Source organism: Larkinella soli, from assembly GCF_003703975.1.
In the GTDB taxonomy this organism is placed as follows: Bacteria; Bacteroidota; Bacteroidia; order Cytophagales; family Spirosomataceae; genus Larkinella; species Larkinella soli.
In genome coordinates this window covers 783,377-798,427 of record NZ_QTJY01000002.1, presented here as the reverse complement: position 1 = coordinate 798,427, position 15,051 = coordinate 783,377, and the positions used below count along the sequence as shown (strand labels likewise).

Here is a 15,051-nt window from a genome sequence, read left to right as displayed (position 1 = left end):
GGGGCTGGGGGGGGTCCCTCATTCCTCAAACGCCAGTTCCCGCAGCATCTCCATCGTGACATACTGCAAAGCCGCTTCGTTGGTGCAGGCGAGCAGCACCGGCGGTGCCACCCCCGCATCGTAAGCTTCCCGCCAGCGCAGCACGTTGACGCACCAGCGGTCGCCGGGTTTCAGGCCCGGAAACCGCAGTTCAGGCCGGGGGGTGACCAGGTCGTTGCCCCGGCTGCGGGTGAAGTCCAGGAACTTGCGGGTCAGGATGCAGCAGATCGTATGAAAGCCCGGGTCGGTTTCCTCCGTCCGGCAGAAGCCGTCGCGGTAGAAGCCGGTCATCGGGGCCGTGCAGCAGGATTGTAAGGGTTTGCCGAGGACGTTGATGGAGGCCATAAGGTTAGGTAGTGGAGTAAATACTTCGGTGCTCAGACCCGGTTTTTGGAGTCGATGACGATCGTGACGGGGCCGTCGTTGATCAGCGCCACTTTCATGTCGGCCCCGAACGCACCGGTTTCAATCGGACGGCCCAGTTCGGCCGAGAGAAAACCGATGGCCTGCTCATACAGCGGGATCGCCACCTCGGGCCGGGCCGCTTCGATGAACGACGGCCGGTTCCCTTTTTTGGTACTCGCGTGGAGCGTAAACTGGCTGATGAGCAGAATATTTCCGTTCACGCTCGCCAGGTCGAGGTTCATCTTCCCGTCCGCGTCGCCGAAGACCCGCAGCCCGATGATTTTCCGGCCCAGCCATTCGAGGTCCTCGCGGGTATCGGTATGGGTAATGCCCAGCAGCACCAGAAAACCGGTGCCGATGCGGCCCTTGACGATTCCTTCAATGGTAACGGAGGCTTCGGAAACGCGCTGAATGACGGCGATCATCGGAGAAGGGCAGGCAATAGTTATAACTTCAGTAAAATGCTGGCAATCAGGAAGTAGACGCCAATGCCGATCAGGTCGTTGGCCGTGGTGATGAACGGCCCCGAAGCCACCGCCGGGTTGACGCCGATGCGGTTCAGGATGATGGGCGTGACGGTTCCCATGAACGACGCCAGCATCACCACCGACAGCAGGGCCAGCGATACCACCGGCACCAGGCGGGGTTCGCCGATGAGCAGGCAGTAGGAGCCGGCCAGCGACCCGATAATCAGTCCGTTGATCATGGCGACCAGCACCATCTTCGCCAGTCGCTGTCCGACCGTTGCGCTCAGCCCCGACTTTTCGGCCAGACTCTGCACGATCAGCGAGGCCGTCTGAATGCCGACGTTCCCGCCCGTCGACCCGACGATGGGAATGAAAGCCGCCAGGGCCGCAATCTTGCTCAGCTGGGTATTGAACGTGTTGATCACCGTGGCCGCCATCAGACTGCCGACGGCCCCGGCAATCAGCCAGGGCAGACGGGCGCCGACCAGCTTCCAGATCGTATCGTCCTCTTCCTCGACATCCCCCGTAATACCGGCGATGGCCTGAATATCCAGTTCCGCCTGTTCGGTAATGACGTCGACCACGTCGTCGATGGTGATCAGCCCCAGCAGGCGGCCCTGCACATTGACGACCGGGATGGCGTCGAGGTCATACCGGCGCATCACCTCGGCCACTTCCTGCACCGGGCGGTAGGTTTCCACAAACACCACGTCATCGGCGTAGATGTCGGCGATTCTGGCGTTTTTCCGGGCCAGCACGATTTTCTTCAGCGAAACCCGGCCCAGCAGCTTGTCGTGGTCGTCCACCACATAAACCGAGTAGACGTTCTCCACGTTTTCGGCCTGCTGCCGGATTTCCTCGATGCACTGATTGACCGTCAGGTCGATGTTGATCTTGATCAGTTCTTTCTGCATCAGACCGCCGGCCACGTCCTCGTCATAATGCAGCAGGTCGAGAATGAACCGGGCCTGTTCGCGGTCGGTCAGCAGGGCGATGACCTCCTCGCGGGTCTGGATGGGCTGTTCGTTCAGCAGGTCGACGGCATCGTCGGAGGTCATTTCATCGACATACTGCGCCAGTTCTTCGGAGGTCAGGCTCTGGACAAATTCCCGCCGGTCGATCACCTCCAGGTTGGCCAGGATTTCGGCGCCCACTTCCCGGTCGAGCAAACCCAGCAGATACCGGGCCGACTCGGTATCCAGCTCATAGAGGATATTCGAGATGTCGGCCGGATGCAGTTCCTCCATTTCAGCCCGGAGCGTGGTCTGGTCCTGGGCTTCGATGGCGGTCTGAATATGTTCTAAAAATTCCTTGGTTAGCTCAAAAGTCATCGTTTCAATCAAAAGGAAGAACGACAATCATCCGTTCTTCATGAGCAGGGTCAGTTGTACGAAGTCGTCGACACCCAGTTGCTCGGCCCGTTTGTCGAGCAGCGGGTTGGTCTGCAGCGACTCGGGAATGCCCAGTGGCTTCAGCGCGTTCCGGAGCGTCTTTCTCCGGTTGTTAAACCCCTGCTTCACCACCTGAAAAAAGTGTTTTTCGTTGCAGGGTAGGTTTTCGACCCCATTCCGGCGCAGGCTGATCACTCCCGACTGGACCTTTGGCGGGGGCAGAAATACACCCGCATCGACCGAAAATTCGTAGCGGATGTCGTAAAAGGCCTGCAGCAGCACGCTCAGAATGCCGTAATCCTTGTTGCCCGGGGGCGACGCGATCCGCTGCGCCACTTCGCGCTGGAGCATACACACCACTTCAGGCACCTGCCGACGGTGTTCCAGCACTTTAAAGAAGATCTGCGACGATATATTATAAGGAAAATTGCCGATCACGGCAACGGGTTCCTGAAACAGGGCCGCGAGGTCTTTTTTCAGGAAATCATCCTCCAGAATGCGGCCCTTCAGCTCCGGAAAATGTTCGTTCAAATACCGGACCGATTCTCTGTCGATTTCGATGACGTGCGTAACAAAACGTTCGTCCGGGAGCAGAAACTGGGTCAGGACGCCCATGCCCGGCCCGATTTCCAGCACGGTTTTGTAACCACCGTGGCCCGACAGCAGGCCGGCGATGCGCCGGGCGATGCCGAGGTCTTTCAGAAAATGCTGCCCGAGGTGCTTCTTGGCCCGGACCCGGTCTGGATGGACCCGGTCTGGATGGACCCGGTCTGGATGGACCCTGCCCGGCGAGGACGACGAATTTTTCCTTGATTTGGGTCCTTGCGAACGAGCGGGCATAGCGAAGCGGATTTTGAATTACAAAGGTACAACGCCCCGCTTTATAGAACGGCATAAAATTGATGGCAAATCCTCCGGGATTTACTTAGTTTTACCGGCTATCCGGTCTTACGTCATTTATTCATGCGAGAGGGGGTTATCCATTATGATGATCTAACCGAATGCGGGCTATTTCGGGACGAAAACGGTCGTATGCATTACTACCGCCAGGGCGATGCCATACACCGGCAAACCATATCGGCAGCGGCCGCCCCGGAAAAACAGGGAATCGGCCTGCCGGTTCCGCTGTTGCCGAAACCCGCATCCGCGTTGCCGGTGGCCGGATCACCGGCCGGGATTCCCTACGGGCCGATGGCGCCGAACGAACCGCCGGCCCCGGGCCTGAAACCGGTACGGCCCCGGACGACGGGGCTGGACGGCCTGAACTGGTTCGGAGTTTTTCTGAGCGGGGTCGCCCTGCTGCTGCTGATCAACGCCGGGGGGGAGGCCCGCAAGGGCGGGATAGGCCATAACCCGAAACTGATCGACTCACTCTGGGGCATTGCGGCCGCGGTGCTGCTGGTCGTGGAGCTGATTTACTTCAGTATCGGCGCGTCGCGGTTCAAGCTACGCACGAATTTCTGGGGTATCGTCGTTTGTACAGTGTTTGCCAGTTTCATCCTCAAAAGCTGCGACGGGTATCAGGCCGACAAGGTGGCCGACGGTTATACGATTCTGTTGGGCCTTCTGATGCTGGTCGTTTATTTTATGCCCAGGCAGCGGGGGCGATGAAAACATCCGTAATTCACACACAATGAATCTTTTATCTCTCCGGGCCTACAGCCTCTGTCTGCTGCTTCTGCTGCTGATGACCGAGGGCTGCCGGCCGAAACGTAAAACTGAGGATCAGCCGCCTGCCGCTAAACCCGCCGGGATCGACCAGATTCACTTCTTCATGGAAACTTCGGCCAGCATGGGCGGCTACCTGCGCGGAGGGACGGAGTTCAAGGACGTGGTTTCCGAGGTCATTACAAAAGCCAATACCATCCGGCCCGTCACGATCTGGACCATCGCCGAGCAGGCCAAACGGTATGAAGGCACGCCGGCCGATTTCGTCACGGACCTAGCCACGACCCCCCTGGCTACCGAACGCAGCTCCAAGCTCCATACCATCTTCGACCGGGTGGGCAAACAGGCCGCCGGCAACAACATCGCCCTCCTGGTGTCCGACTGCATCCTGTCCTTCCCCGACGAGGAAATCCGGAAAAACCGGGAAATCAACCGGACCGATGCGTCCAGCGTGCTGAAAAACAATATTTACGACGAGTTCAGCCGGCTCAAACGTCAGGGCATCAGCGCCACCGTATATGCTTTCCGGTCGCAGTTCAACGGTACGTATTACGACTACCGGAACACCAGAACCGCGCTATCCGGCGAGTCGCGGCCGTTTTATCTCTGGGCCATCGGCAGGCAGGAGCTGCTGGTGGATTTCAATCGAAAACTTCAGGATATGCTGACCACCCGTCCGGCCAAAATTCTGGATTTCAGTAACAGCACCGCCCTGAATCGATATGAGCTGTTTTTCTCCCTGAACAAAAAGGGCGAATGGCGGGCTAAAAACAATAACATCACCGAACTGGAGGCCCGTCCGGGTAAGCCGGCCGAGTTCGCGCTCGGTCTGGATCTGAGCGGTTTGCCTACCTACGCCCAGGCGGAAGATTTCCTGAAAAAGAACCTGGCGATCAGCTCGAAAGATGCGGCCGTCAAACTGCTCAGTGTGCAGAAAAAGGAAAACGTGCCGACGGAAAAACGCCTGAGCGAACGGGAAGAACGCCTGCTGAACCAGTCGACGCACGTGCTCACCTTCCGGGTCGACAATATGTTCGCCGGCGAAGCCGCCGTTACGGCCCGGCTGCCGGTCCGGTTCGACAACTGGTACGAAAAGGAATGGACGACGATGGACGACCGCATCCCGGCCGAACGCCAGAACAAAACCTTTGCTCTCCAGCATCTGATGAACGGCGTCAAGGAGGCTTACCAGTCTTCCACCAACGATTTTCTCGTCCTGAATTTTAAACTCGTAAAATAAGGAGTTCCATGTTTGTAGCCCTCTATGAACTCTGGCTGGGCCAGAATAACGATCCCATCTACGCCGATGAAATCTTCACCCCCGTCGGTGTGATTACCCTGTTTGTTTCCCTGGGCCTTGCCGCACTGTTCTACCTGCTTCTGGGTCGATGGCGGTCGGTTTTCTACCGCACCCCCCACTGGATCATTGTGCTGGTCGTGGCCGGGATCTTCGGGTATGCCTACGCGCTCTACTATGCCCTCGGGGCAACCGGCGCGGAGGAAACCGACAGCTATATGCAGGGCTTCGGCGGGATAAACTTATTATACGCGCTTATCTACTTCTTCATATTCTCGTTAGTATTGAAGCGGTTTTCCATTTTTGCCAAACGAACACCCTTTTAAGGCCAGCGCAGGGAGACGTTCTTCCGTTCCCCGGGCTCGCCCGGCACCATTTTGTCATCCCGACGCAGGAGGGACCTTGTGGCTGAATGACCAACCACTTCGAGCGCCGAAGCACAGGATCCCTCCTGCGTCGGAATGACAAGGCGCATCGGATGACCCGGGGAATAAGGAACGTTACCGAATCGAGGCCACGCTATAATTATGAAAATCTTCCTTTTCGGGATCGGAGGGACGGGCGCCCGCGTCCTGCGCTCCCTGACCATGCTGCTGGCGGCCGGCGCCCGCACCCCGGCCGACCTGACCATCATTCCGATTCTGCTCGACATGGATATGCAGAACGGCGACACCGAGCGGGCGCTCCGGCTGGTCGAACTCTACCGCGCCATCCGCCGGACGGCCTACAAGGACACGTCCGCCAGCCAGGGGAGCCAGACCGAACGCCGGACCTTTTTCGGTACGCCCGTTCAGCCGCTGGGGACGCTCCAGGCCGAAAACGCGCAGGAGAAAATTGGTGATTCGGTGCTGCCCAAACTGACCGAACACGAAGGCACCTTCGAGGAATTTCTGAGCGTCAGCAGCATGGACGACATCGATCGTGAACTGCTTAAGCTGCTCTATGACAACTCGGCCCGGCCCACCAGCGCCGAACTGAAACTGAACCTGTCCGTCGGGTTCAAGGGGAATCCCAACATCGGCAGCGTGGTGTTCAACGCGCTGGAGGACTCGGCCGTCTACAAATACTTCACCGGGGCCTTCAACGACCAGACCGACCGCATCTTCGTCATCAGCTCGATTTTCGGCGGTACGGGCTCGGCGGGGTTCCCACAACTGGTGAAGCTCCTGCAGCACCCAAGCCAGAAGATTCAGATCCGGAACGCCAAAAAAGGCGCGGTGACGGTCATGCCGTATTTCGCCCTGGAGGAGAACTCCGAAAGCGCCATCGACCAGAACCGCTTTCTGTCGAAAACCAAAGCCGCCCTTTCCTACTACCAGACCCAGGTCAACCTCGACGCGCTGTATTACATCGGCGACCGGCCCGGCAGCAAGCTGTATCCCAACGTGGAGGGCGGCTCGCGTCAGACCAACAACGCCCACATCGTCGAGATGCTGGCGGCAGCGGCCATTCTGGACTTCGCCAACAAACCCGACGGGGAGTTCAGCGAGGCCAAGCGGTATTACGAATACGGCCTGAAACGCAACGACCGGGTGCTGGACCTGCCGCACTTCTACGACCAGACCTACAACAACCTGCTGGAACCGCTCATCCGGTTCGTCTACGCGACCAAGTTCTTCACCGACTTCGTGCCGGCGAACCTCGGAGAAGCGTTTGCCAAGAACCTTAAACTGTCGCAGGACCTCCGAACCAACACGTTCTATACGTCGCTGGAGAATTTCATGAACCACCACTTCAAAAGCTGGCTGCATGAGATGGCCCAGAACGACCGGGGTTTCCACCCGTTCGATCTTCCGAACGACTTCAATACCATCGTCCGCTCGAAGCCCATCGAAACCGGCTTCTTCGACAAGGGCATCAGCGAGAAGTTTCTGCGCGACCAGGCCGGGAAGATCGAGAACAACCTTCAGGCCGCTTTCCCGCAGCCTGAAATGCGGTTCATGCAGCTGCTGATCGAGATGGCCGAACGCTGCCGCGAGAAGCTCGGACCCTTAAATCGCCAATTATCCGATGCGGTGTGAAGAGACTGAACCCGTCTCGTTTCACTGTTTCCCAACCTGATTAATAACCACATGGCTCATATTCTCAGAATTGATAATGACCCGAACGTCAGCCAGCAGAACCACCAGGACTGGACCGGTTCGCACAGCGGTCTGACGGGCAATCGGATCGAACACATTCCGGATACGCTGTCGGGAGCGGCCGGTGGGGCGGCCGGGACGGCTTCCAAGGCCGGTACCTCCATTCCGTCGCCGTTTGCGCGGCTGTATCTGTTCGATACGGCCTTCCGGATGGTGAAAAACAACCAGATCCCCCGCGAGCTGACGCTGTACCACGTGCTGGTGTCTCATGCGCTCGATATGCTCGAACTGCTGTTCCAGGCCGGCAACAGCGCCGACCTGACCTACCGGGTCTGGAACCGCAGCGAACGGCTTGACACCATGCGCCGGAAAACCAATACCGCCACGCCCGTCCGGCATTCGCACCAGATTCTGGCCAAGGCGCTGGAACTGGATTTTCGGAACGAACTGGCCAATATTCAGCAGTTTACGCTGGTCTACTACAAAGGGGCGCTGCTGGGCGGGACCTCCCCGCTGTCGCTGGTGTTCACCTCGCCCAACTGGGAGCAGGAACGCCAGAATAAGTTCATCGACCCGCCGAAAAGCACCACCGGCCGGACGCTGTTCCAGAACGAATACATCCCGCTGCATGACCGCGACGCGGCTTTCGTGACCTACCTCCGCCGGCTCTACGACCAGTACCGCGATTACCTGGCCCCCAAGGGCGGCTTTACGGAATTCCTCTACAAAGCCTTCTTCGATAACGCGGTTGCTCTGCCGGTCGAGCCGAACACGACGCTGGCGAATTTCGAACCGATCCAGATCGGCGGGGAGAGCAATTCGACCCTGCAGGTGCTGCCCGGGCTGGTGCTGTACAAGGTGCGGGAGAACGACGTTCTGGACGACATCGAGGAGAACAGCGATTTCGTGATGCAGCCCACCGTGGAGCATTTCCGCCAGGAAAGCCGCAACGGGGCACCGACCAACGTGCGCCGGCCCCTGGCCCTGGCCTCCCGCATGGACATCGCCGGCCGCTACGTCAAAAACACCAACTGGAACCCGCAGACGGTCATCATGCGCTCGTTGCTCAACAACCTGAGCGAAGGCGGTCTGCTGGCCGAACGGTACCTCCCCGGCGTCGACAACGTGCGGTATCCGTTCGTGACGACCGACGATTTTCTGGAGGACTTCCTGATTCAGGTACCGTTCAAGATCAACAACAAGCGGTTTTTTACCGGCACCATCGGCGAATGCGAGTTTCTGCTGCCGGTTCGGAAGGAGTACTTCAACTTTTTCAGGACCGAGGACCTGCGCCGGCAGTTCTCCTTTTCGGCCGAACACCGGGGCACCGACAAGATCATCACGGCCACGCTTCAGATCCCGATCCGCAACAACCGGTATGTGGTATTCCGGAAGGAGTATAACCTGTCGCGGCCCGAGACGATGCTGGATTTCCGGGCGGGCATGGCCTTCTTTCCCTTCTACCGGCTGACGGTGCCGGATCTTCAGCACCTGAACCAGTATCATGTCATGCTGGCCGACGGCAGCGATCCGGTCAACGGCTTCCGGGCCGCCAACTCCCTCCGGTTCTACGAACTGCCGAACATCATCGCCGGCAAACCGCTCAACGTGGCCGTACCCGAATCGCGCTCGCCGAAAGTCGATAACCAGCCGTCTTCCTTTTACTACCAGGTGCCGCAGGCCTTCGACCTGATGGAGGTCCGGCTGGAACGCAACGGGATTCCCTACCGGGGGCTGGTGCTGCCGCAGTTTACCGTCATCGACCAGAAAGGGTACAAGAACTTCACGTTCGCCATCGATTTCGGAACCTCCAACACGCACATCGCCTATACCGACGCCAGCCTCGGCGACGTGGAGCCGAAAGCCCTCACCGTCAGCGACGCGGTTACCAACCTCGATAAGGACGAGCTGCAGATGGTGACGCTCAACAAGCCGTATGAAGGCTACGAGGCCACTACGATGTACGATAAATACCGGCTGCCAGCCAGCTACGGCGGCCTGATTCCGATGGATGCGCTGATCCGGCGGGAGTTCGTTCCGGCCGTTATCGGCCGGGAGTTCGGCTCGCCGTTCGCGTTTCCGCTCCGCACGACGGTGTATGAGAAAAGCGGGTTCACCGACAGCAACAACAACCTGTTCTCCAAGGTGAACCTCGGCTTCAACATCGACCTGGAGCAGGGCAGCACGGGCGTCAACCATTACATCACGAACCTGAAGTGGCTCTTTGAAAACCAGCCGACCGACACCCTCAACCGGCCGCGCGTCCGGGCCTTCTTCGAGACGCTGTTGCTGCTCATTCGGAACAAAGTCATTCTGAATCAAGGCAATATCCAGCAAACCAGCATAGTGTGGCTGGCTCCGTCCAGCATGCGCCCCCTGACGCAGGACAACCTGGTGCAGGAGTGGGAGCAGGCGTTTCGCAACGTGTTCGGCACAACCAGCAACTTCCGGTCGCAGCCCGTGCCGGAATCGCTCGCGCCCTATTTCTACCTGGTCCGGAACGGCGTCAAGTCATTTGCGGATACCGTCAACGTCGACATCGGGGGCGGAACGGCCGACATCATGCTGTTCATGAAGCAGCAGGGGCGGTATATGAACACCTCCTTCCGGTTTGCCGGTTACGACATCTGGGGCGGTGGCCTCGACGACCAGGGGCATCCTTCCCACAAGAAGGACAACGGTTTCGTGAAAAACTACCTCATCTACCGCCGGAACCTCAACCAGGCCCGGGCGCTGGAGGACAACATCTTCGACACGTTCCTGGAAAAACCGGAACTGACCGCCGAGGACATCATCAGCCTTCTGTTCAAATACGATCCGCATTTCAAGTTCACCCAGTCGATTCAGGACGGAAAGCCGGCCCTCCGCATCGTACTGTATCTGCACTACAGCGCCATCGTGTACCATCTCGTCCAGCTGCTGGAGTCGCACGGGCTGGCGCTGCCGCGCTACCTGACCTTCACGGGCCGGGGGTCACAGTACCTGAACATGCTCGGTTCGCGGTCGCGGCTGATCACCTTCACGAAAATGCTGTTCAAAGCCTACACGAAGCTGCCGGTGCCGCCGGATTTCGAAGTGATCCTTTCCGACAATCCGAAGGAGACTACCGCCAACGGTGCCGTGCTGTATGAGAACGCGGGCGGGGAGCGGGCGCGCTACGAAAACCGCGAAACCACCTGCTACTGGGGCAACGAGCCGGAAGCCGGCGCGGAAGAGACGCGGTTCGCATTCGAATACCGCCGGACGAAGGTCGGTGAGGTCAGCCCGAACCAGGAGTTTCATCACTCGGTGCTGCATAACATGCAGCGGTTCCTGGAACTGACGCTGCTCGACCGCGACATCGCCTACTTTCTGAGCGAGTATAACATCCAGACGCCGGAACGCTACGTGGAGTACCTCGTCGGTACGGACATCACGCGCGGAGGCCGTCTGTACGACAGTTACATGCTGGCCCGGATGGGCTTCGAACAGCGCCCGAACGACGCGCTCGCCGAAACCTATTTCTTTCTGCCGCTGAAACATGCCCTGTACGAACTCTCGAAACACATCGCCGAATCCTGAGGGCGATTCAAACCGGTTTTATTACTTAACCTCAATGACTTAAAAGAAAACAAATGAATCGGCGGACCGTCTGTTTCCTTCTTCTGTTCAGTGGGCTGATTTTTGGCCGCGACGTTTTTTCCCAGACTGATTCGACCTACCGGAAAAATCTGGAAAACGCGGCTTTCCGAATGATCAGGGCGACCGTGGAATTTCTCGCGACCGACACCAAAACCTTCCCGGAGGTTCAGTCGAACCAGTGCGCCAACTGCGCTTCCTATGAAGACCTCGAAACGTTCATTCAGCAGAACAAGCTCCTGAACGCCGACAAGCTCGTGGAAAGGGCCCGGCGCCGGGCGGCCCAGAACATCGCCCAGATCAACCAGCCGCAGCGGGCCATGAACGACGTCCGGGAATTCCTCATTCGGGAGATTACCCCCAGAAACCGGGAACACCGGAAAGCGCTCCCGACCTATGCGGCTTTTGAACAAAACCTGGCTTCAATCGCCAACAGTGCCGGTTCGGGGGCCGTTGCGGGTCCGCAGCCGACGGCCGAAGCCCCGGCCGAACAAAGTGACGGAACGGATGCCGAATCCGATTCGGCGCAGGTGGCCGCAACTCCGGCAGCGGTTCCTTCTTCCTCGCAATCAAACTGGTTTTCTATGGCAGGATTTGCTCTCATTTTGTCGATTCTCAATTTAGGGTTAGTGGCGTATGTCGCCTACATGGTGGTGAAAGACCGGAAGCCGCAGCAGTCGGCCCGGGAAGGACAACTCGAATCGCAGATTGCAAAGCTGAACGAGCGACTGAACAAACTGGAAGTTCGAAAAAATCAGCCCGACGAGCGGTTTCAGATGAATGCCCGGCTGGAAGCCCTGGAACGGGCGGTTCAGGCCAGGGACAAAGACCGCAGCCGCCCCGAAAAACCGGCCGCGCCGGCCGTCGAAGTACCGCTGGAAGTAGTTTCCAAATCGCCGGAGCCGGTGGAGAAGCCGGAAGCCTCAGGGCCGGCGAATCGCTTCCGGACCGTTCACCCACCCAAATTCGAGCCGAAACAGGTCTATGCCCGCACGGCCGACCTCGGCGACGGTTTCAGTGCGGGGAGCCTGCTCCCCTCGCTGGAACGGGATACGGTTTTCGACATTCAGGTGCAGAGCGAGAGCCAGGCCGTATATCGGGTATCGGAAAGCCCGGAAGCCCAGCGGCTGGCGCTGAACGACCCCTATTCGTACCTCAACGACGCCTGCGAATACATGACGCAGCCCAGCCCCAACAGCCGGATCCGCACCGACCAGCCCGGCCGTCTGACGCTTCAGGGCGAAAAATGGAAGATCGTGGAAAAAGCGAAAATTAGTTTTTTTTAGTAAATTGATAACCGGCCGATCCGACTGTAAATCAGGTAATAAAGCGAGGATTTTCATTAATAAACGGAGAACAAACGGCAAACTCATGGGGTTAGAAGTATTTTAGTGCGCAAAAATGACTCTGGACGAATTACGGGAACGTATAAAAAATGAAGTCGTCCTGCACGAAGGTGAAGTGGCCGACTGGCAATGGCGACAGAAAGGGCTGGTGGGAGAGGCAGAACGGCTGGGTGTACCGCCGGCCGACTTTAACCGGCTGGTCGTCGACGTCAGCCGGCAGGTCAATAGTGATTTTGCCAAAATAAGCAGCCTGAAGGAGAAGATTCTTCTGCTGGGGCAGCTGCGCGATAAACAGCTGACGGAGAAGGAGGTCAACCAGTTTGTGACGGAAGCCGAGCGCCTGCAGCTGTCGCGTGCCTTCGTGACCGAGCAGTGGATTCCGGCCATTCTGGAAAAAATTCCCGATTCCGCTCCGCCTGCCCCCATCGTTCCGACTCCGATTCAGACGGAGAGTGCGGCCCCCCGTCTGCCGGCAACGTCCGAAAAACCGGCCGATGCCCCCCGCCCGGCCGACCCGGCCCCCAAAGAAGCTTCGGGCGAGGCCGTCAAACGAAAAATCAAAGGCATTCTGGACGATTACGACAAGCACATACCGGCCCAGAGCCTGAAATTTCTCTTCAAAGCCGTCGATTACGACGAAACCGCCCTGGCGGAAGAAATCCGCCGGTATCTGTCCGAGCACTATTACGCATCGGTCCATCCGCCCAAAGGCACCACGCTGAAGGAAAAACTGCTTTCAACCGACTGGCGGCACCTCAGCTGGTGGGAAAAAGAACAGTCCAAAACCGTCTCCGAACCGGCAGCGGCTTATGTCCGGACGCCGACCGGCTACACCAGCGCGCCGGTGGCTCCGGCCGTCGGCGGGCCGTTGCCTTCGGTGGCTGCGGCCCAGGTTCCCGTTCCGCCGGTTCCCGCCCCCGCGGGTCCGTCCCGCCCGCCCGAAAAGCGGTCCGGCCTGTCGGATGCCGCTCTGATTGGGCTGGCGGTGCTGACGGCGCTGGTGCTGGTCTGGGTGATGATGCGGCTGGTCCGGCCGGAAAGCGATCCCGAACCGCAGCGGCCGACCCGCAAATCGAACCCGACCCGCAAGATTTCCACAAACCGGGAGGCTGGAAGGAGTGAGAAATCCCGAAAATCTTCCGGGAATGCAGAGAAGACTACGGTAACGCCGGCCGACCTGGATGAAGATTCGCCCGAAACCATCGCCGGCGACGCGCCGGCGGTTACCGTTAACGAAAAAAATAATACGAATGAAACCGCCCGACCGTATGACGAAGTGGACGACCGGCCGGGCGAATTTGGTCTGAGGCCGGCCCGGAAAGGCGACCGCTGGGGGTTTGTCGACGAGCAGGATGTGTGGGTCATCAGGCCGAAATTTGACATTGCCAGTCCGTTCAACAATGGAAAAGCCAGCGTGGAACTGAATGGAAGCCAGTTTTTTATCGACCGCGACGGCCGGCGTCTTACCGAAGACCGCTGAGCCGTACCGGTCTCCGTGTTTTTCAACCCGCTGGGTCGGAATCCGATTTCCGAAGGGCAAACCGGCAACTCCAACGCGTCAGGAATAGTTATTGGAGGTGCGAACCTTTCCGGGTAATAAAAAAGTTGTTGAACAAATGATGACTTTCCGTAAATTTTGGAGTAATAATTGTGAAACTTAGTATTATTCAGGCCGGAACCTCCTACCTGACGGTGGAGGTACTGGTCTGAATTTTCTGGTTTTCGGTTCTACTGCGGTCTTAAGTCTCAGGTGGTTTTAATAACGGTGTAAGGTGCCCTGCCGGAGTCGGCAAAATACCCGGTTCGGAATTCGAGTGGAAAAACTCTGTGAACCAACCAGTGCGGAAGTGTTGTTGAATGAAACCTGAAATGATTAATTCGATCCGTCATAAGATAGAGGAGGCCTTCAATCTCCATGATAAATTCGTCTCGGCCGAGATGATCAATTCGTTGTTCGTAACGATTCCCTACAACGAAACGGCGGTTACCGAGGAAATTCTGGGCTTTCTGCTGGAACATAACTACGAGGCTCTTGAAACGCCCCGGGGGCTGTCGCTCCGGGAGAAACTCATCTCGACCGACTGGCGGCTGAAGGAAGAAGCGAAGGAAACCGCCGGGCCGATGCCGGAATTGGTTGCCGTACCGGGAATGGCGCTGGCGGCCGAAATGGCCGAGCCGGCCGGTTTTTCGGGTTCCAGCCAGTTCCACCGCTCCAATTCCGTCCTGGTTACGCTGGTGGTGGTTTTTGCAGCGGTTCTGATGTGGCTCTGGAACGGGAAACTCTCGGAAATCGGGAAGGGAACCGCCGGCCAGGAAGCCGCCCCGACCGAGGTGACGCCGTCCGCTACCGATGCCGAACCCACCGCCCGGACGGTTAAACCGGCCGCCGGTCGGCCGATTGCCGCGCCTGGCCGGCAGCGGATTCCGGTTCCGGCCCCGAACCTGATCACCACCGCAGCCCGGACCGTAGCGACGGAGACCGTCCCGGCGATCCCGGCGGAAAATACGGTCGTGAAGACGTACGATGAAGCCGACGCCTTCGTGGGCGAATTCGGCTACCGGGCCGCCCGGAAAGGGACTAAATGGGGCTTTATCGACCCGAAAGGGGAATGGAAGATCGAGCCGATCTACGAAGACGTCACCCCGTTTCACGACGGCCACGCGGTGGTCGTGCTTGACGGGCAGCAGTTTAGCATCGACCCCTCCGGCGAACGCAAGCGGGACGACAGCCTCTGAAAT

At 58.6% G+C, this 15,051-nt stretch carries 12 protein-coding genes; 8 read left to right on the top strand and 4 right to left on the bottom strand.

Going from position 1 to position 15,051, the window contains the following annotated elements; translation table 11 throughout:
• Positions 1-18 precede the first annotated feature (18 nt).
• The 4 genes from DX909_RS09485 to rsmA are packed head-to-tail and all read right to left on the bottom strand — an operon-like array spanning position 19 to position 3,142.
• Positions 19-384, bottom strand: coding sequence for a DUF2237 family protein (locus tag DX909_RS09485; protein WP_128544892.1), 366 nt, complete (start codon positions 382-384; stop codon positions 19-21).
• A gap of 32 nt (positions 385-416) precedes the next feature.
• Complete coding sequence (gene dtd, locus DX909_RS09480; RefSeq protein WP_128544891.1) at positions 417-869, bottom strand: D-aminoacyl-tRNA deacylase; 453 nt, start codon at positions 867-869, stop codon at positions 417-419.
• Between the two features lie 20 nt (positions 870-889).
• Positions 890-2,242, bottom strand: coding sequence for a magnesium transporter (gene mgtE, locus DX909_RS09475; protein ID WP_128544890.1), 1,353 nt, complete (start codon positions 2,240-2,242; stop codon positions 890-892).
• Between the two features lie 27 nt (positions 2,243-2,269).
• Positions 2,270-3,142, bottom strand: a complete 873-nt coding sequence (gene rsmA / locus DX909_RS09470) for a 16S rRNA (adenine(1518)-N(6)/adenine(1519)-N(6))-dimethyltransferase RsmA (protein WP_128544889.1) — start codon at positions 3,140-3,142, stop codon at positions 2,270-2,272.
• 192 nt (positions 3,143-3,334) lie between these two features.
• Between rsmA and DX909_RS09465 the strand changes: the two genes are divergently transcribed.
• The 8 genes from DX909_RS09465 to DX909_RS09430 all read left to right on the top strand — a co-directional run bounded on the left by DX909_RS09465 (position 3,335) and on the right by DX909_RS09430 (position 15,048).
• The gene (locus DX909_RS09465; RefSeq protein ID WP_128544888.1) at positions 3,335-3,913 is read left to right on the top strand and encodes a hypothetical protein; all 579 of its coding nucleotides are present in this window, start codon (positions 3,335-3,337) and stop codon (positions 3,911-3,913) included.
• 22 nt (positions 3,914-3,935) lie between these two features.
• Positions 3,936-5,210, top strand: coding sequence for a hypothetical protein (locus DX909_RS09460; protein ID WP_229311000.1), 1,275 nt, complete (start codon positions 3,936-3,938; stop codon positions 5,208-5,210).
• 8 nt (positions 5,211-5,218) lie between these two features.
• Positions 5,219-5,593 carry a hypothetical protein gene (locus tag DX909_RS09455; protein ID WP_128544887.1) on the top strand — a complete coding sequence of 125 codons (375 nt, stop codon included), beginning with the start codon at positions 5,219-5,221 and terminating at the stop codon, positions 5,591-5,593.
• 201 nt (positions 5,594-5,794) lie between these two features.
• On the top strand, positions 5,795-7,288 hold the full coding sequence (locus tag DX909_RS09450; RefSeq protein WP_128544886.1) for an FtsZ/tubulin family protein: 1,494 nt from the start codon (positions 5,795-5,797) through the stop codon (positions 7,286-7,288).
• Between the two features lie 51 nt (positions 7,289-7,339).
• Positions 7,340-10,909, top strand: a complete 3,570-nt coding sequence (locus tag DX909_RS09445; protein WP_128544885.1) for a hypothetical protein — start codon at positions 7,340-7,342, stop codon at positions 10,907-10,909.
• Between the two features lie 53 nt (positions 10,910-10,962).
• Positions 10,963-12,252 (top strand): PilN family protein, encoded by a 1,290-nt coding sequence (locus DX909_RS09440; protein ID WP_128544884.1) that lies wholly within the window; start codon positions 10,963-10,965, stop codon positions 12,250-12,252.
• A 115-nt stretch (positions 12,253-12,367) separates the two neighbouring features.
• Positions 12,368-13,792 (top strand): WG repeat-containing protein, encoded by a 1,425-nt coding sequence (locus DX909_RS29880; protein ID WP_229310999.1) that lies wholly within the window; start codon positions 12,368-12,370, stop codon positions 13,790-13,792.
• 389 nt (positions 13,793-14,181) lie between these two features.
• A complete protein-coding gene (locus DX909_RS09430) occupies positions 14,182-15,048 on the top strand; it encodes a WG repeat-containing protein (protein WP_164851235.1) in 867 nt (288 codons plus the stop codon).
• The last annotated feature ends 3 nt before the right edge of the window (positions 15,049-15,051 follow it).

Bases quoted from the DNA above. Each gene is read 5' to 3' on its own strand.
- DX909_RS09445 (WP_128544885.1), top strand. From the start codon at position 7,340: ATGGCTCATATTCTCAGAATTGATAATGACCCGAACGTCAGCCAGCAG.
- DX909_RS09465 (WP_128544888.1), top strand. From the start codon at position 3,335: ATGCATTACTACCGCCAGGGCGATGCCATACACCGGCAAACCATATCG.
- DX909_RS09450 (WP_128544886.1), top strand. From the start codon at position 5,795: ATGAAAATCTTCCTTTTCGGGATCGGAGGGACGGGCGCCCGCGTCCTG.
- DX909_RS09430 (WP_164851235.1), top strand. From the start codon at position 14,182: ATGATTAATTCGATCCGTCATAAGATAGAGGAGGCCTTCAATCTCCAT.
- mgtE (WP_128544890.1), bottom strand. From the start codon at position 2,242: ATGACTTTTGAGCTAACCAAGGAATTTTTAGAACATATTCAGACCGCC.
- rsmA (WP_128544889.1), bottom strand. From the start codon at position 3,142: ATGCCCGCTCGTTCGCAAGGACCCAAATCAAGGAAAAATTCGTCGTCC.
- dtd (WP_128544891.1), bottom strand. From the start codon at position 869: ATGATCGCCGTCATTCAGCGCGTTTCCGAAGCCTCCGTTACCATTGAA.
- DX909_RS09485 (WP_128544892.1), bottom strand. From the start codon at position 384: ATGGCCTCCATCAACGTCCTCGGCAAACCCTTACAATCCTGCTGCACG.
- DX909_RS29880 (WP_229310999.1), top strand. From the start codon at position 12,368: ATGACTCTGGACGAATTACGGGAACGTATAAAAAATGAAGTCGTCCTG.
- DX909_RS09455 (WP_128544887.1), top strand. From the start codon at position 5,219: ATGTTTGTAGCCCTCTATGAACTCTGGCTGGGCCAGAATAACGATCCC.
- DX909_RS09460 (WP_229311000.1), top strand. From the start codon at position 3,936: ATGAATCTTTTATCTCTCCGGGCCTACAGCCTCTGTCTGCTGCTTCTG.
- DX909_RS09440 (WP_128544884.1), top strand. From the start codon at position 10,963: ATGAATCGGCGGACCGTCTGTTTCCTTCTTCTGTTCAGTGGGCTGATT.